Source organism: Flavobacterium adhaerens, assembly GCF_040045115.1.
In the GTDB taxonomy this organism is placed as follows: Bacteria; Bacteroidota; Bacteroidia; order Flavobacteriales; family Flavobacteriaceae; genus Flavobacterium; species Flavobacterium adhaerens.
This window is the reverse complement of sequence record NZ_JBDLZX010000018.1, coordinates 23,539-41,826: the sequence shown is the minus strand read 5'-3', so window position 1 is coordinate 41,826 and position 18,288 is coordinate 23,539. Positions and strand designations below refer to the sequence as shown.

At 32.9% G+C, this 18,288-nt stretch carries 15 protein-coding genes and 1 riboswitch; of the genes, 6 read left to right on the top strand and 9 right to left on the bottom strand.

The features are described from left to right. Nucleotides 1-418 precede the first annotated feature (418 nt). The 5 genes from ABEB18_RS17010 (at nt 419) to ABEB18_RS16990 (ending at nt 8,723) form a co-directional block, all read left to right on the top strand. On the top strand, nt 419-1,297 hold the full coding sequence (locus ABEB18_RS17010; RefSeq protein WP_348800546.1) for an AraC family transcriptional regulator: 879 nt from the start codon (nt 419-421) through the stop codon (nt 1,295-1,297). A gap of 302 nt (nt 1,298-1,599) precedes the next feature. Further along, the gene (locus tag ABEB18_RS17005; RefSeq protein ID WP_348800545.1) at nt 1,600-4,686 is read left to right on the top strand and encodes a SusC/RagA family TonB-linked outer membrane protein; all 3,087 of its coding nucleotides are present in this window, start codon (nt 1,600-1,602) and stop codon (nt 4,684-4,686) included. A gap of 12 nt (nt 4,687-4,698) precedes the next feature. Continuing rightward, on the top strand, nt 4,699-6,378 hold the full coding sequence (locus ABEB18_RS17000) for a RagB/SusD family nutrient uptake outer membrane protein (RefSeq protein WP_348800544.1): 1,680 nt from the start codon (nt 4,699-4,701) through the stop codon (nt 6,376-6,378). A gap of 109 nt (nt 6,379-6,487) precedes the next feature. Next, nucleotides 6,488-8,137, top strand: coding sequence for an IPT/TIG domain-containing protein (locus tag ABEB18_RS16995; protein ID WP_348800543.1), 1,650 nt, complete (start codon nt 6,488-6,490; stop codon nt 8,135-8,137). 364 nt (nt 8,138-8,501) lie between these two features. Continuing rightward, nucleotides 8,502-8,723: a hypothetical protein gene (locus tag ABEB18_RS16990; protein ID WP_348800542.1), complete on the top strand. Its 222-nt coding sequence runs from the start codon at nt 8,502-8,504 to the stop codon at nt 8,721-8,723. Nucleotides 8,724-8,861: 138 nt separating this feature from the next. Here the strand turns inward: ABEB18_RS16990 and ABEB18_RS16985 are convergent, their stop codons facing one another. From ABEB18_RS16985 to ABEB18_RS16970, 4 genes are all read right to left on the bottom strand, one after another. After that, nucleotides 8,862-9,401 carry a GFO_1091 family lipoprotein gene (locus tag ABEB18_RS16985; RefSeq protein WP_348800541.1) on the bottom strand — a complete coding sequence of 180 codons (540 nt, stop codon included), beginning with the start codon at nt 9,399-9,401 and terminating at the stop codon, nt 8,862-8,864. A gap of 44 nt (nt 9,402-9,445) precedes the next feature. Further along, on the bottom strand, nt 9,446-10,018 hold the full coding sequence (locus tag ABEB18_RS16980) for a GFO_1090 family protein (RefSeq protein WP_348800540.1): 573 nt from the start codon (nt 10,016-10,018) through the stop codon (nt 9,446-9,448). An 81-nt stretch (nt 10,019-10,099) separates the two neighbouring features. After that, complete coding sequence (locus ABEB18_RS16975; RefSeq protein WP_348800539.1) at nt 10,100-10,549, bottom strand: PG0215 family putative anti-sigma factor; 450 nt, start codon at nt 10,547-10,549, stop codon at nt 10,100-10,102. Then, on the bottom strand, nt 10,536-11,045 hold the full coding sequence (locus tag ABEB18_RS16970; protein WP_348800538.1) for a GFO_1088 family ECF-type sigma factor: 510 nt from the start codon (nt 11,043-11,045) through the stop codon (nt 10,536-10,538). The genes ABEB18_RS16975 and ABEB18_RS16970 overlap by 14 nt, the downstream gene beginning before the upstream one ends. Before the next feature lie 121 nt (nt 11,046-11,166). Between ABEB18_RS16970 and ABEB18_RS16965 the strand changes: the two genes are divergently transcribed. Then, complete coding sequence (locus tag ABEB18_RS16965) at nt 11,167-12,615, top strand: GFO_1087 family putative carboxy terminal peptidase (RefSeq protein ID WP_348800537.1); 1,449 nt, start codon at nt 11,167-11,169, stop codon at nt 12,613-12,615. A 172-nt stretch (nt 12,616-12,787) separates the two neighbouring features. Here ABEB18_RS16965 and ABEB18_RS16960 read toward each other — a convergent pair whose 3' ends face one another. From ABEB18_RS16960 to tnpA, 5 genes are all read right to left on the bottom strand, one after another. Beyond that, entirely contained in the window at nt 12,788-13,885 is a 1,098-nt protein-coding gene (locus ABEB18_RS16960) for a YncE family protein (protein ID WP_348800536.1), read from the bottom strand. A gap of 5 nt (nt 13,886-13,890) precedes the next feature. After that, nucleotides 13,891-15,738 carry a TonB-dependent receptor plug domain-containing protein gene (locus ABEB18_RS16955; RefSeq protein ID WP_348800535.1) on the bottom strand — a complete coding sequence of 616 codons (1,848 nt, stop codon included), beginning with the start codon at nt 15,736-15,738 and terminating at the stop codon, nt 13,891-13,893. A gap of 31 nt (nt 15,739-15,769) precedes the next feature. Continuing rightward, nucleotides 15,770-15,967: riboswitch (cobalamin riboswitch) on the bottom strand. Between the two features lie 309 nt (nt 15,968-16,276). Then, nucleotides 16,277-16,813, bottom strand: a complete 537-nt coding sequence (cobC, locus tag ABEB18_RS16950; protein WP_348800534.1) for an alpha-ribazole phosphatase — start codon at nt 16,811-16,813, stop codon at nt 16,277-16,279. Beyond that, nucleotides 16,798-17,595 carry an adenosylcobinamide-GDP ribazoletransferase gene (locus tag ABEB18_RS16945; protein WP_348800533.1) on the bottom strand — a complete coding sequence of 266 codons (798 nt, stop codon included), beginning with the start codon at nt 17,593-17,595 and terminating at the stop codon, nt 16,798-16,800. Before ABEB18_RS16945 ends, cobC begins: the two co-directional genes overlap by 16 nt. A gap of 51 nt (nt 17,596-17,646) precedes the next feature. Further along, nucleotides 17,647-18,087, bottom strand: coding sequence for an IS200/IS605 family transposase (gene tnpA / locus ABEB18_RS16940; RefSeq protein ID WP_348800531.1), 441 nt, complete (start codon nt 18,085-18,087; stop codon nt 17,647-17,649). Nucleotides 18,088-18,288: the final 201 nt, after the last annotated feature.

The window sequence follows — 18,288 nt, the reverse complement described above, 5'->3', positions numbered from 1 at the left end:
GTTTTGGATAAATTTTTATACAACAAATTTGTTAACTCTGTAGATTTTGTATCTGATAATGATAAATTAGTATCATTAACTTGAGAACAGGAAGTAGTAACCACACTAAATCCAAATAAAAAACACAATATTTCGTTCACTTTAAACATGTTTATTTCTTTCTAATTAATTATTTCAAAAACCAATACCTAACCTTACTCGCTTGTAACAAAAAACAACTACTTGTATTTTGAATCAGAACATTTTTTTTATTAAAACATTAAAAAATGCAGCCATAAAAAAAGGTTTGTGTTATTCTAGACTTCTTTTAATAAAGAAATCAAAATTGAGTTTTCAAAGCTAAATCAATAATATCTTTTTCATTAATATTATTTTATCAATTTAATACCTTATTATTGCAAAAAAATAACACTTAATTATGAGTAATTTAAAAAAATTCCACCGAGAAATCGTTCCGCTCGCCGCAAAAGATTGCTTTTTAGTTTTCGATAGAGTCAAAGATAAATTCGACTACCCTATTCATTATCACCCCGAATACGAAATCAACCTTATTCTTAACGGAAAAGGAATAAGACGAATTGTTGGTGACAATATCGCTGAAATAGAAGAGTTTGAATTAGTTTTTATAGGATCAAATTTGTATCACGGTTGGGAACAACACAAATGCAAAAACAAAAATATCCACGAAATAACCATACAATTCAACAACGACCTCTTTCATGAAACTTTATTATCCAGAAGAATCATGACACCTATAAAGGAAATGCTAAATCGATCTGTATATGGTATTTTATTTTCAAAACATACTGCAAAAACAATCACTCCAAGACTTAAAATGATATCAAAATTAGAGGGAATGGATTATTTCCTCGGGATCATATCCATATTATATGACCTTTCCAACACAAGAAACCAAAGACTTTTATCAACTTTTACTCCCGAAAACGAAAGTCTCAAAGAATGCGATAAAATGAAATTGATATACGATTACATACAAAATAAATTTTCGGAAAAACTAACTTTAGAAGAGGTTGCAAAAATAGCCAATATGACTACGATTTCATTTAATCGTTTCATCAAAAAACGCACAGGAAAAACATTTGTCGATTATGTAAACGATATACGTATAGGTTATGCCGCGAGATGGCTAATTGAAAAAGACTTAAGTATTTCGGAGATTGCTTTTAAATCCGGTTTTAACAACATTTCTAATTTTAACAGAATCTTTAAATCCCACAAAGAATGCACTCCAAGCCAATATCGAAATGATTTTTCTGGATTAAAAAGAATCCTTTAATCCCAATTCAAACACCCAAACCCCTTTATTCACGAGGTGTTTTTATATTTTATAAATAATTATTCATAAACCATTTTTTTAACAATAAAATACAAATAGTAAAAAAAAACACTATTATATTTCCATAATAGATAATTACTATTTTAATTTTGAAAATATTTCACGCTAAAATGATATAATAATATTAATCATATGATAATTTATAATCTAGATTTGTTGATTATTAATAATAATTAATCCATACCAAAAAAATCTCAGAAATAGCTATTCTGAGATTAAACTTAAACTAACAAATTTTTATTATGAAAAAATTATGGTCTAATTTAATTCACTGGGAGGGCAACCACAGAGCGATCCCTTTGATTTTATTTCTATTGTTTTCGTGCAGTTACATCACAGCACAGAATAAAGTATCCGGGATTGTCAAAGACGAAAATGGCGCAACAATTCCTGGGGTAAACATTACTGTCGCTGGTACAGACAAATCGACTTCATCTGATTTTGACGGTAAATACACTATCGATGCTCCATCTAATGGTACATTATTATTTTCATTTATTGGCTATGACACAAAAAAAATGACAATCAATGGACAATCAACCATTAATGTAACTTTGAGTTCAAGTTCACAAGAATTAAAAGAAGTAGTAATTGTAGGTTACGGTACCATGCGTAAAAGCGATGTTACAGGAAGTGTTTCGAAAGTAAACGCAACTGACTTACACAAAGCCACTTCGGTAGATGCTGCCAAAGCACTTCAAGGACGTGTTGCTGGGGTAAACGTAATATCAAATTCAGGAAGTCCTGGAGCAGGTGTAAAAGTACGTATTCGTGGAGTTGGTACCATTAACAATTCCGACCCTCTTTATGTAGTAGATGGATTTCCAATGGGTGATATTCAACACATTGCACCAACTGACATTGAGAGTATGGAAGTACTAAAAGACGCTTCTGCAACAGCTATTTATGGATCTAGAGGAGCAAATGGAGTTATCCTTATCAAAACACGCACTGGTTCTAAAAGTGGCAAATTTGATGTATCCGCTACTGTATTAACAGGGATTTCAGAAGTTGCTAAACGTTTAGATCTTGCAGATGCTACTGAATTTGCAAACGCTCGTAAATCGATAGGAATGACAGATGACATCATCAACTACGTACTTGATCAACAAGCAGCAGGTAACTATTTAGAAGGTACTGACTGGCAAAAATATATTTATCGTCAAGCAATTAGCACACGTTATAATGTAGCTATAAGCGGGCATACAGACAATTACTCTTACGATCATGGAATTACTTTATCAGATGAAGAAGGTATTGTTAAGGGAACTGAACTTGAAAAATTCATGTTTCACTCAAACAATAATCTTAAATTAACTGAGAAGATTAAGTTCGGGATGAACTACAACTATATTCATTACGAAAAGCCTGGCAGTGATACAAGCGATTTTTATAATGGAACTATCCCTGGAGCATTGCGCTCTGATCCTATTTCTGTTCCTTATGATAACTATACAGGAACATATGGTGAGATTTATTATTCTCCGTCTCAGAGAAATCCAGCATTAGCAATAGATTTAGAGAAAAAGATCAAAAACATTGGTAATAGAGTTATGGGGAACTTCTACTTGCAATTTGATGATATATTAACAAAAGGTTTATCATTCCGCACACAGTTTGGAACAACTATGGATTTTAATGAATACAAACAATATGTTCCTGAGTACTTCATCACAGCATCTCAGAAAAACGATGTATCATCACTTTATCAAAGTAGAACTTTTGCTTGGAATTGGGTTAATACCAACTATTTTTCTTACAACAAATCTATTAGTAAGTTAAATATCAATGCAACATTGGGTATGGAATTACAATCTAATGAGTCATCTGATATTTGGGCAAAAGGTTATGATGTACCTGAGTCCGCATCATTACAATACCTTGGAACTCACAAAAATGCAGTCTTATTTGGACTAGGTGGAGGAAAAAGTCAAAACCGTTTAGAGTCAGGATTTTTCAGAGGAAACTTTGCGTGGGATAACAAATATGTTTTGACTGGTACAGTACGTGTTGATGGTAGTTCAAAATTCTTAGGTGACCAACGTTGGGGTACTTTCCCTTCATTTGCAGGTGCATGGAATGTTAGTAAAGAACCATTCATGTCTGGAATTGAAAACACATTATCGACTTTAAAACTACGCTTAGGTTGGGGATTAGTAGGAAATCAAGGGAGCGCTGGTGACTTTGACTATGTTTCTAGTGTCAACGGAGGATACACTTATGTATTAAACGATGCTGCTGAAGAAGGTGCAGTACAACTAAAACTTGCTAATGAGGAACTTACTTGGGAAAGTTCTGAGCAAACTGATTTAGGTATTGATTTTGGTTTTTTCAACAATAAACTAACAGGAACAGTAGATTATTTCATTCGTAATACAAATGACATGATTCTTTCTAAACCAATTCCACTTTATGCAGGTAAGCAAAGACCAGCTGTAAATGCTGGAACAATGCAAAATAAAGGTTTTGAGTTCACATTAAATTATGCAAATAATGAGCATGATTTCAAATATGATATTGGATTAAACCTATCTGTAATTAAAAACGAAATAACAAGTTTAGCAGGAGGTGATCCAATTCGTAGTGGTAGCGTTGGAAGATTAGGTAACACTACTAAAACAGAAGTAGGAAAAGAAATCGCTTACTTCTATGGATATCAAACAGATGGTCTTTTTAAAACTCAAGCACAATTAGATGCTTACCAAAAAGACGGCAACCCAATTCAACCAAATGCTGGACTTGGAGACGTTAAATTTGTGGATAGAAATGGTGACGGACAAATCACTGAAGACGATATGACTTATTTAGGTAGTGCAACTCCTAAAATGACAGGTGGTTTAAACATGAATTTATCTTACAAAGGTTTTGATATGGTTGTATTCATCGTTGGTTCATACGGAAATGAAACTGTAAATGCCATGAGACAATCATTATATAGCTCAAGAATGTTTGAAACAAACATAAGCCGCGACATGGCTGTAAACTCTTGGACTCCAGACAATCCAAACTCTAATGTACCGCGTTTAAATGCAGCTGATTTAAACAACAACACAGATAACTTCTCAGATTTATATGTAGAAGATGGTTCATACTTAAGACTAAAAAACATTCAGTTAGGTTACACTATTCCTTCTGCTCAATCAAAACGATTCGGAATCAACAATTTCAGAATCTATACAACTATAGACAATCTAGTAACAATTACTAAATACAATGGTCTAGATCCTGAATTATACGGTTTATACGGAAACCCATTCTATTCTGGAATCGATATGGTTAATTATCCACAGCCAATTACTTATTCAGTTGGACTTAACGTTAATTTCTAAAAATATATAATCATGAAAAAAATAAAATATATTTTCTCTTTAGCAGTCATGATACTAGGTTTATCCGGCTGTACGGACTTTCTTGATCTTGAACCTCAAGGTTCTGAGAATAGTGCAAATTATTTTGACACAGAAGAAAATGGTGTTCGCGCAATAGTTGGTATTTATGATATGCTTCAATTAGACGAAGGATCAGGACCAGACGGACAATGGATGAACCATCACAACGATTTCATCATAGGAGATATCCGTAGTGATGATGCTGAAAAAGGAAGTAATGATGGTGACTTTATTACCATGTGGGATATGATGAACTTTACATTAACTGCACAAATCCCTTTTGCTACTGACTTTTGGATCCATGGATTTTGGGGAGTTTCACGAGCCAACTATGCCCTTGACAATTTACCTAGTGTAACTTGGACGCCTGCAGTACGTGATAGATTAATTGGTGAGGCTTCATTTATGAGAGCTTATTTTTACTGGTACTTGGTACGTATTTACGGTGGAGTTCCTCTTTTTACTAGTTCCGTTAATCCTTCAGATTTCGGTAGTGCTAAACGTGCATCATTGAATGAATGTTATAAATTAATCGAATCTGATTTATTAAAAGCAATCGATAATTTACCAGAAAAAAGTTCTATTCCTGCTGCTGAAACAGGTAGAGTAAGTAAAGGAGCTGCTAGAGCTTTATTAGCACGTATCTATATGTATCAAATTGGTACAGATATACAAAATACTACTACATGGCAACAAGTATATAACCAAACTAATGCTATCATCAATTCTGGCGAATATACATTAATGGCAAACTATGCTAAATTATGGGAAACAGAAGAAGAAAATAATTCTGAATCTATTTTTGAAGTTCAGTTTGGACAAGGATCTTCAGATCTTGCACCTGCTTCTATAGGAACTAATTTCTTTAATTTCCAAGGAAACCGTAAAGATGACTCTGGATGGGGCTTTAACAATCCAACACCAGACTTAGTTGCTGCCTATAATGTTTCGGTTACTAATGATCCGCGTTTATCTTGTGTTGTGTATGGCGAAAGTTTCAATAATGGAATTTTATATGGTGTTAAAAAGAAATACGACAGAGAACAACAAGGTTCAGATTGGTTGAATCGTAAAGCTGCGCTTCCTGAAAAACCTACATTGCCTAAAGCAGGTGATCGTAACATCAAAATCATTCGTTATGCAGACGTATTATTAATGCATGCTGAAGCTTGTTGGTATTTAAACAAATTTGATGAAGCTAAAGAAAAACTGAATTTAATTCGTAATAGAGCAAGAAACAGTACTTATTGTAAGGGATATGCTGAAGGAAAAACAGACTATAGCGCTGCACCAGCATCTGTTAACTTACCTAATATAACTTCTACAGGAAATCAACTATTACAAGATATTTGGAAAGAGCGCCGTTTAGAATTAGCTATGGAACAACTTCGTTTTTATGACTTAGTACGTACAGGAAGATACTTAGATGTAATGGATAATGAGAAAAATGTTCTACGCGCTTCTGGGCAAAGTTATGGCTTAGGAGTAAGAGATTACAAACAATTCCCTAACATCAAAGCAAATACTATTGCCAAATCAATTGATGGACCAAATGGACATAAAGTTCCATTAATGCCAATTCCAATTACTGAAGTACAGGCATGGAATTTAGAACAAAATCCTGGTTATTAATTTGAAAATTATGAAATCAAACATGATTTTTCTTAGCACTTAAGCTTGACTCTTTAATTCTACTTAAAATCATGTTTGATTCATATCACAACTAAAAATATAACATTATATGAAAAAGAATATAATTAAAACAGTATTGATCGCTGTTATTTCTGCACTGACTTTCAGTTGCGAAGAATTGGTTTTCACTGATGATTCTAATATCAATCTACCAGTTTCAACCGTTACAGAAATTTCAAATCAAACTCCTTATGTTGGAGATCAGATAACATTGGAAGGAACAAATATGGATGCAGTTACAAGTGTTGCTGTTGGACCATATACGTTCGAAATTATTTCACAAAGTGAAAACTCTATGGTAGTTGAAGTTCCACGTCAAATCGAAAGTGGACAATTAACTCTTATTAACAAATACAAAAGAGAATTCACTACTACTGACTATATTACTCCTCAATTTTACGTTGCTAAAGTAATAACTTGGCCATCTAATATAGAAAAAGGAAAACCTTTTATACTAGAAGGTGAAAATATGGATTTAATTAAAGAGGTTAAGCTTAATGGTACTGTAGTCTCTGTATTTGGTTCTTCTACATCTACTAAAGCTTCTTTCTCTTCTATTGGAGCTGATATCGAAATCGGGGAAAATGCAGTTATAGAAATGACTCCAAAAGTTGGAGACAAACAAACTTCACCTGGAATTCTAGTAATCAAAGCTACTGATACTTATATCCCTAGACAAACCCTAATGATTGCTGATTTTGACGCTGCTTTTACCGCTGAAAAAGGTGATGCCTCTACTCCATTTGCATACAATACTATCAATGGACAATATGGAAAAGCTTTAGAAGTTTCAGCTGCATCTGCAAATGGTTGGAATGGTATCTACTTAAAAGTTGAAAACAATAATTCTGGTCAAGGTTACGATCTATCAGCATACAACCACCCACATATTACTTTCTTAGTAAACACAGCTGGTGGCGAAGGTTATGTACAACCAATACTTACAGCTAACGGATCTACTGAGGATCGTCACTTTACTGCTGCTTTTGGATATGGTGATGATTACAAAATCAAAACAGCAAACTGGGAATGGCGTTCGTATGACCTTGAAGCAATGGGCTTCCCTGTTGTAAAAGGTAAACTAGACAAAATTGGTATCCAATTCCGTGGTGGTAACGTTAATGGCACACCATTTTATATTGCTGTAGATCAAGTTATGATTACTGATGGTCCATTAACTCCAACAATTGCATGGAATTGCGAAACAGCAGCAGGTACTGAATGGAGTATTCTTCCTAATTCTGCTACTTTAGATGGATACAATCAAGGTTCTAACTATGCTTCAATCACAACAGTATCTAACGAATGGGATAGCACAATAGCTACAGCTTCATGGAATGTGGCTGCACTTGATTCATCTGCATATTCAAACGGTCTTTGGGTTAACTTCCTTTTAAATACTGGAGACAAGCAAGGTTATTTCCAATTAGATCTAGGAGGAGGATGGATGCATTTTACAGGTTCTCAAGGATATGGAGATGATTACAAATTTGCTCCTACTAACAACAAATGGGTTTGGAGATCTATCAAACTTAATCCAGGAGAAGGTGACTTAGCTAATTTTGACCCTACTCAAGACTTTGTTATGAAAATTGAATGTAAAGGTGGTAATATCCCTAGAGGTACTGCTATGCAAGTCAACGTTGACTCATTTATATTTACAACTGCCCCGCTTGACCCAAATCTAGTTACTGAATAATAATTTTGGTTAATTGTAGTAATTTTAGTTTCAAATTATTAAATTATTCAGGTTAGTTGAGCCCTCCTTTTTGGAGGGCTTTTTTTATTCAAGTTTCCCTAAAAAAAAAATAAAAAATTATACATCTAAATCTTTTTAGGGTCTAAAATACTTTATCAAACCAAAATCCTAAAATAATAAACTACCAATAAATACGTTAAAAAACTAACAAACAGCATTTTAATAATTCATTTCTATCAGAAAAGGCATGAATACAACAACCCCATTCCTACGTTTATATCTTTGTTTTCTTATTTTTTCTATACACATTATTGCCAGATCACAATCCGTACAATACGATTCTGTCAGCAAAAAGAAATATATAATGGTAGATGTAAAAAAAACATATGAACAAATGATTGAAAAAGGGTATGATTCACTTGAACTATTAGAATCCTTTGGAAATTATTATTATGACAACAATAATCTGAAAAAATCAAAATTATACTTTGATAAATTATTCGAAAAATACAATCTCGCTCTAATTTCAACAAAAAGTAAAGAGCGATATAAATTAATTCAAAAAACGATAAACAACTATAACTAACACTCAAAAAGTTCTTTGTAAAAACAGTAGCTTAAACCAAAAGCTACTGTTTTTTTATTTCTTACCTAACCCCTAAATAAGCTTACAAAAAAAGCGTCTCTGAAAACTCTCAAGACGCTTTTTCTAGAAAAAACTATTCTATTTTTTGATCAATTCTTGTAACGGTTTTAATTGTTCTAAATCAATTTTTGATTCCTTCAAAACCGAAATCATGTTTACAATATTGGTTGGGTTCATATCATCCCCCAAAATCCTAACTACGGCAAATCCAGAATTTTGTTGATTGGCAAAAATTACAAACTCATTAATTTTTCCATCGGTTTCCACATAACAGACCGAAGCTCCTTCTTTGCCCTTACCAAACTTCATCAAAGGCTGATAAATCGAATCTTTCAAAATTGAATGCATCTTTTCTCTTTCAACTTCAAACTCTGCTTTGTTTTTATCATCCAATTTAAAAGCCAAAACATTGATTTTTTCAAAAGAATGTAATGCTTCAGACTGAGCGATGGTTAACTTTGTTTTATCAACATCCAAAATATTTGAGGAAACATCTAGTGCTATAAAATTTTTATTTTCGGTATTTTCTACAAAATATTTCTGAAGAGAAGGATGAGAATTACAACTCCAAAAAATCAAACTCCCAAGTAGTACTGCTAAAAAAGATATTTTTTTCATAGGTTGGTTATTTTGAAATACAACTACACATCTCTAAAAACAAATCACTTCTTTTTAGTAGCCTTTTTTAAATCGTCACCTCCTGGAAGTTGCATTTTATCTGTCAAAACCGAAATCTCATTCAAATCAAAATCTCCTGTTAATGACATCAAAACAGTATCTTCTCCTCTTCCCCCTTCTACATACATTAATAATTCTCTTATCTGAGAGTCTTTGCTCCCGGATTTTACCATGATTTTGATATTTTTACCTTTGTCATTTACACGCATTAGCTCCTCTAGACCAGCTGTTTTAATGTATTTATCGGCAGCAACTTTCATCTCACCTTGCATCTTAATGTCCTGAGTGGTAAACACTTTTAGATTATCAAGTTTCTTAATTAAGTTCATGTATTGTTGTGCTTCCTTATCAGAAGTATCAACCTTTACTTTACTCATCAATTCGAACATTTTTTTATTGACTACAACTGAAGTTACTTCGTCTTGACCATCAAATTTATCAAATGCCGATTGGGCAAAAAATGGACTTGATAAAAACACAAATACGAGGGCTATAATCAATCTTTTACTAAAACTCATTTTACTGTTTTTTTTATTGATTTGAACTATTGATTTCATACTATTTTTGATTTAATGATTGCTTTTAAAATTTAAATTACTATTAGGCTTGAATGCTCTAGAATCACTCCAGCTTTATTTTTATTGTATAAATACTTTGTTTTTAGTTTGTTCATAAACTTGGATATATTGCATTCCTTCTACACCAACATTTACATTATTAGACAACATCGTCAAGGCTTTTTGTGTTGCTTCTAAGGCTTTTTCTGGATCATCATAAGTTCCCAATTCTTTTGGTACATCATTCTTTGTGGTACTATAATAGTTAAAAATTCCAACTCCAAATAATACTACAATTGATGCTGCTACAGATATCGATATTCTTTTATTATTTTTTACCGAATACGAAACCCTTTTTTCAAATTTTTCTTTTTCAGCATCAACAAAATATCCAAATAGTGGTTTGTACTGTTGTAAATGTTCTACCACATTTGAAGAAGTAAAATAGTTTTTCAACTCATTTTCTTCCGAAACACTTGTTTCTCCATCAAAGTATTTTTCTAAAAGTGCTTCTATTTTATTGAATTCCATAATTGTGTGTTTTTAACATATAAGCTCTAATTGTTTTTCGTGCTCTTGAAAGGGCAACTCGAATAGCTGTTTCATTCATCTCCATAATGTGTGCTATTTCTGAAAATTCGCATTGTTCAACATCTCTTAATTGAATAATTAATCGCTGTTGTTCTGGCAATTGATTAATTATTTTTTCTACCCAATCCAAATTATCTTTTGCTTCAACCCTATTATCTAAACTTGAACTATTATCTGTAAAATTGGTATGAACAATTTTTAAAGTACTGGCTCTTTTTGACTTTAATTGATCTAAACAATAGTTTTTGGTCATAGTCATTGCCATAGCCTCTACGCTCATATAGGATTCAATTTTTTCATTTTTCGCCCATAATTTAACCAAAATTTCTTGAGTAGCATCTTCTGCTTCCTCGGTACTTACGAGTAATCGTTTGGCCAATCGAAAGAGTTTATCCTTGAATGGATTGATTAAAAGCACAAAATCATTTTGGTTCATAAAGTGGTTTCACAAATTTGGTTATAATTATCAAGACGAACTGTGATAATATTTGTTACAAAAGAATTTAAATTAAACTAAAGTTAGTATTTTTACGTTATGATTTAGAACAAAAAACTACATGGAAAAAACTTTCAAAATTGCTTTATTTCTATTCTTAGCCTTTTTTACTTTTTCAAGTTGCGAAGACCAAGACGATATCACTCCTCCAGAAAATCTTGAAATCAATGATTTCATTTGGAAAGGACTTAACACTTATTATTTATGGCAGGCCGATGTTCCTAATTTGGCCGATGATCGTTTTGCCAATCAAAATGATTTAAATGCTTTTTTGAATAAGTATTCTGTTCCTGAAGAATTATTTGATGCCCTGAGGGTTGATTCATCTATTGATCGTTTTAGTTGGATTGTAAGTGACTATCTAACATTAGAAGGACAATTACAAGGAGTAACTAAAAATAGTGGTGTCGAATTTGGGCTTTATCTTAAAGCCTCTAACTCTAATGAAGTTTTTGGATACGTTCGCTATATCATACCAAACTCAGATGCATCAAACAAAAGCATCAAACGTGGAGATATTTTTTATGCTGTAAATGGCACTCAACTTACAACCGCCAATTACCAATCTTTATTATATGGGTCTGATAATTACACCCTAAACTTAGCTGATTATAATAATGGGGCGATTACTCCAAATGGGAAATCTGTAGAATTAACTAAAACCGAACTTTCAGAGAATCCAATTTTAATTAATAAAATAATTGAAGAAAATGGTCATAAAATTGGCTATTTGATGTACAACGGTTTTTATCCAGGTTATGACATAAAACTTAATGATGCATTTGGGACTTTTGAAACCGAAGGAATTACCGATTTAATTTTAGATTTGCGTTACAATGCAGGAGGTTCTGTACAATCTGCGACTCGACTTGCAAGTATGATTTCCGGACAAGCATCAGACAAAGTGTTCTCTAAACAAAGATGGAATGATAAGGTAAACTCTTATTTTGAATCTGAAAATCCAGATGCCTTAAAATATTTATTCGTTGACAAAATTGATAATGTTACTATAAACAGTCCAAAAAACATTTCAAAAATATATATTTTAACTACTAAAAGCACCGCTTCGGCCAGTGAATTAATCATCAACGGACTAAAACCTTATATGGATGTCGTTCAAATTGGAGATGTAACAACAGGAAAAAACGTAGCATCTATAACCATCTACGATTCGCCTACTTTTGGCAAAGAAGACAGAAACCCGAATCACCGTTATGCTATGCAACCTATAGTGCTAAAAATTACAAATGCTAATGATTTTGGAGACTATACCAGCGGATTGAATCCAACTTACACATTAAAAGAAAACATTAATGATTTAGGAGAATTGGGGGATCCATCAGAACCTTTGTTAAGTACTGCAATTGGTAAAATAACTGGAACAGCTAAGATGGTGAAAAAAACTCAAGGCAAATCTTATCCTTATTTACAAGATTCAAAATCCATTAATGGACAAGACCAAATGTATATTGAAAAAGCTCCTGCAGGACTTTTGAGAGCTTTGGAATAAACATCAATATCACTCATAATATCAAAAAAGGCTTTCTAACGAAAGCCTCTTTTTTTCCCAAAAACAAAATACATAATACGTCATAGACTAAAGAATACCACAACTAAAAATCTAGACAGTATTAAACTAAATCTATTCATTGAGTTATATACCTCGCTAAATAGTAAAATCATTAGTCATTAAAATAAAACCCTGCTGGAATAACACCAACTGTGAATGTTTTCTCTAATGTGCCTACAGATGGTGAAACCAATCCATATACATATACTTTTCCGTTAGTTGAATAATCTCCTGCGTCACCAACATAAATGTAGTTTCCGTGTACAGCAAAACTATATATACCATAAACTCCTTGTGGTGTTGTACTAAACAAAGCATTTGTTGGTAAAGAAGTAGTAGTGTCGTTTAGTTTAAAAATATCAGCATCTACTGTATAATAAGCATCATTACCTCCTAAAACTAAATTTGTAATATGCTTAGTAGCATCAGTATAAGCGATTGTACTTGTAACAGTATTTGTTGACAAATCTACTTTTACAATTTTACCGGGAGTTTCTACCAAAGGAGCTGACACATAACTTGGATTTCCTGAACAAGCCACCCATAAAGTACTTCCTTTTACGCCCATACTTTCAGGTACTTCACCAACCGTTATAGTTGTTACAACACTATTTGAACTAGCATTTATAACAGAAAGTGAATTTCCATATCCATATCCTCCTTTATGAGCTACATATAATTTTCCAGAGTTTTCTAAAATTTTCTCAGGCCCTTCAGCTACTGGAATCGAACTTGTCACTTTATTAGTTGACAAATCAATTACTGCTACATAATCATCTGTTTTTACACCTCCGTCTCCCCAATTGGTTACGTATCCTTTTCCATTTGCAAAAGCGATATACCTAGGATTTTTCAAACCAGTATTAATACTACCCAAACTTTGCATTGTATAACGATTGACAATTTCAATTTTGTTACTAGCATTCAAAACGATATAAGCATTTTCTCCATTAAAACCAATGTCTTGACCTGTATCTCCCAAAGTTATGTTAGGATTTACAACCGAAAAAATATCATTTTGAGAAGTATCAAAATCAGAAGAAACATAGGAAACAGAAGCGTCATTATGCCCAAATCCTCCCTGATTCAGGATTAAAAACCCTTTATCATAACTTCCTAATGGTTCGTTTTTAGTATCATCATCATTGGTACAAGACACAAAAAACAAAGTTGATGTTACTACCATTAAAACTAATTTACAGATTTTCATTTTTATTAAAATTTAAAGATTAGATTGATTAAAAAATTTCGTCCTGGCATAATATGCTGAGAGACGCTTTGGTATTCTTGGTTAAAAAGATTCAATGCTTGCATGCCTATTTTACAAGTATAATTAGTTCCCAAATCATAATAAACTCCCAAGTTAGAAACCCAATATTCTTTGACCATTTTATATTTAGCTGAAGGCACCGAAACCGCTCCATTGAACAGAAATTGATACATAGCTTCCCATTTTTTATACGAATACGACACATTCGAATTGAATTTGTGGTACGGTACATAAATCAGTTGTTCTCCTGTATCTGCATTTTCAGAAACCGTATAAGCATAGCTCGCATTTAAAGCTAGATTATTTTCCCCAAAAGAATTGGTCCAAGTCAAACTCGTTTCCGAACCATACGAATTAACACGATCTATATTATCTGGAGTCCAATTTGAACCATCGAGAGGCGCCCATCGAATCAAATCTTTTATCTTCATATAGTAAACCGTTTCGGTCAACTTGAACTTTTTATAGGTAAAAACATTACCAACCTCAGCTTGATAAGAACTTTCTGGTTTTAAATCTGGATTACCACCTGTTTCCCAATACAAATCATTGAAAGTTGGAATTCTAAAGTTCCTAGAGACATTTAATTTCAAATTATAAAAAGAATTAAAAACATAAGAAGAACCCATTGCAAACAAAAAAGGACTATCATAATCCGAAGTAGCTTCTTTTCTAAAACTCAATTCATTTTGCCATTTCTCATTGTGTTGCTCTACCGCTTTTATCGACACACCACCTATTTGTCTAGTGTTATTCCCAAAACTTGTCCCAAAACCTTTAGTTCGGTTATAATCAAAAACACCATTCAATTGAAGCCATTGAGTAAGCTTATACCCCAAATCGACCTTGGCAATGAGTGATTCTGTTTTTCCAAAATCAAAATCATCTCTTTCAACATTCTCAAAATACTGGTATTGCTCCGTGAGATAAGCTATTTTATAATTTGTAGAAAAATGATCTTTAGTCTCTGAGTATTCCAAAAGATTTCGACTAAAAGTATTCACATATCGAGTTCTCGAATCCGACTCGTTAATTAAGGAAAGATGCCTATCAGTATTAGACGATTGGCTATAAAAGGCTAAAACCGAATTAGGTTTTATTTTGTAGCCCAGATTGGCAAAAAAATTGGTCGTTTCGTATTGCCCGTTTTCATTTTTTCGTTGTACCCCATTCGAAGTATATAACCCTACATAATCATAATCATTGTCCGAACTGTTTCTAGAAAATCCCACTTGAGTACTCCATTTTGTAGTAGAAACATTCGCTTTATAAGTAACTCCAATAGTATTAAAACTACCATAATCCAATCGAAAATCATTCTCAAATTGATTTTTAAAAACCAAATTGTTATTCAAATGCACCGTTCCTCCAATAGCTCCACTCCCGTAACTCACACTGCCTCCACCCGCTTTTACGGTAACCGAATTAAAATCTGGCGACATGAATGTATTAAAATCAGCACTTCCGTTGAGTTGAGAATTAACATTGATTCCGTTCCAAACAACTGCTGTTTGCGAAGCCGTAGTCCCTCTAAAAGAAACAGTTGACAACATTCCGCGTCCGTATTCCTTAAAATACAAAACACTATTATAATTCAGCAAATTAGTAAGCGAAGATTGATTTTTATTGATAACCGAGTCATTCAACACCTGAATCGATTGCGATTTATTTCCTAAAAGCAAGGAATTATCAGAAACTACAACTTCCTTTAATTGGATTGTAGCACCATCCTGTGCCCAAATCCATTGGCACAATAAAATAAAAAAGCTTAAATACAGTATTCTTAAAGTCATAATTCCTGAACCTTTTTTCCCGAAAGTCCGATATTCGTTACCAAAAAAGGCAGGTCTCCTGGCTTGCGTCTTGTTGTTGACCTTCTCATTCGCCGCTGCGAACAATGGTATGTAGATAACAACAAGCCTGATAGCTTACAGTTGCGGGTACAGCTTAGGTTTTGAACCTAATTCCCTTTTAATGTGTTTTGCAAAAAAGCAAAACACAACCTTAATTCGAGTGCAAATATAAAGTTAAATAAACTAAAAAATCAAATTTAATCTGCTATTATGAAAAGTCTTTAAAATCAAAACCCTTAAGAACTTCATTTTGTTGTTTTTTTTGGGAGCGGAAAGACTAGGCATTTTTGTAGGCATGGTTCCTGCTATCCGTTACAATCTTTTGTAGAGACGGGTTTGAAACCCGCCTCTACAAAAGGATTTCCACTACTATCAGGGCTAAAATCAAACAAATGGTTTTTTTTTTGCAATTAAATACATCATCCCTAAGGACTTATAAAAAAATTATAACCCAAACACATATGTCTTATATGGCAAATCAAATCTCAATTTTTATCACCTCTCCAAAATCAATCGTATTCTGAAAAGCGTCTTTTAATTGCCTATCGTTTATTTTGCACAAAATACTCCGTATAACCCCAGAATGCGCCACAATAATAATTGGTTTTGTTAAGCCTTTCGGAATTTCATTTTCAAAAAAGTCCAAAACCCTATTGTTTACATCTACAAACGATTCCCCATTTGGTACCCGAACATTAACAAAATCTTCCATCCAAGGGTCTAAAATTTCACGGGGAATGTCATTCCATTTTTGCAATTCCCAATCGCCGAAATCCATTTCCATTAATCTGGAATCTTCAATAACTATATCAATTTGGGTATGCTCCTGAATATATTTTGCCAGAAGAACACAACGCTGCAACGGACTGGAATACAAAACCGCTTCTTTCGGCAATTGATCTACAACCGTATCAAAAACTAAACGATACGGTTCTAAAATTCCCACATCGCTCTGCCCGTAGCAAACTCCTTTTTCACAAACCGTTTCGGTATGGCGTATTAAATAAATTTCCATATCGCAATAACTGACAAATAAAAAACCACTTCACAAACCTGTTGCGTAGCACCCAAACAATCTCCTGTATAACCATCAATCCATTTCTGAAAATAACGAGCCAGAAAAAACCTCATCACAAAAACTGGAATCAAAACCAACAACAATTGCCACTGAAAAAAAGACAAAACCAACAATGGCAACAAACCAAAAATCAAAGCTCCTGTGACTTCTTTCCAAGTAAAATTTTGAGCAATAGGTTTGCTCTTACTCAACGCATCTTCTCTAGAATATTCATGTGTAAAAACAATTGAAATAGCAGCCAAACGACTTATAGAATGAGCTGAAACTAAGAATAAAAGATTGCAGATAGTAGATTGCAAATTAACGATTTCAGATGTGTTTAGTAAAGTATAAAGAACTTGAAATTTCAATAAAAGAAGCAAAACAACACCAATCGCTCCATAAGCTCCAATGGCGCTGTCTTTCATTATCGTCAAGATTTTCTCTTTGGTCCAACCTCCGCCAAAACCATCACAAACATCGGCAAAACCGTCTTCGTGAAAAGCTCCTGTTGTTAAAATTCCAGCTATAATTGATAAGATTACAGCAATTTCATTCGAAAATAAAATCGTCGATAAATAATAGCCTAAAAATGAAATCCCCCCCACAATCCAACCAATCAACGAAAAATAACGTGATGCTTTGTTTAAATATTCGGGATTGTGGTCAATGTTTTTAGGACACGGTATTCGGGTGTAAAACATCAATGCCGTGAAAAATATGTGTAATTGTTTTTTCATTTTAGATTTAATAATTGTAATGAAATATATTTGACCTTTTCAAAATCAAATTCATTTATCCTCTATTTTCTTAAAACCAAATTTTAATATAAATTCATCATACTCCTCTTGAAATGTTTTTTGTGCATGATGTGTTTCTTGATTTTTAATATAATTTCTAACCTTATCAATGACAGATTCTGAAACCGAAACTGCAAAATACTCATCTTGCCACTGAAATTTATCTTTAGTCAATCCATTTTTGTTTATCCAAAAAGAAGATTCTCCTTTTATAAGCTGCATTACTTTCTGAATATTTTGATCCACTCCAAGAGAAATAAGACAGTGACAGTGATCTGAATATCCATTTATAAAATCAATAAAAATTCCTTTTTGAATTGCATTTTCCCTTATATGTTGCCAAACTTTTTGGCGTAATTCAATTGAACTTAAATAAGGAATTCTGTTTTTAGTACTCCAAACACAATGAATATAGACTTTTACAAATGGCATATAAATAGTATTTAAATTATTTTTAAATTTTGGCTAAAGCCATTAAAATATTGCAATTTTATATCCAATAGCTAAAGCTATTGGCAATTCACTAAAGCTATTGGCAATTCACTAAAGCTATTGGCAATTCACTAAAGCTATTGACAATTCACTAAAGCTATTGGCAATTCACTAAAGCTATTGGCAATTCACTAAAGCTAT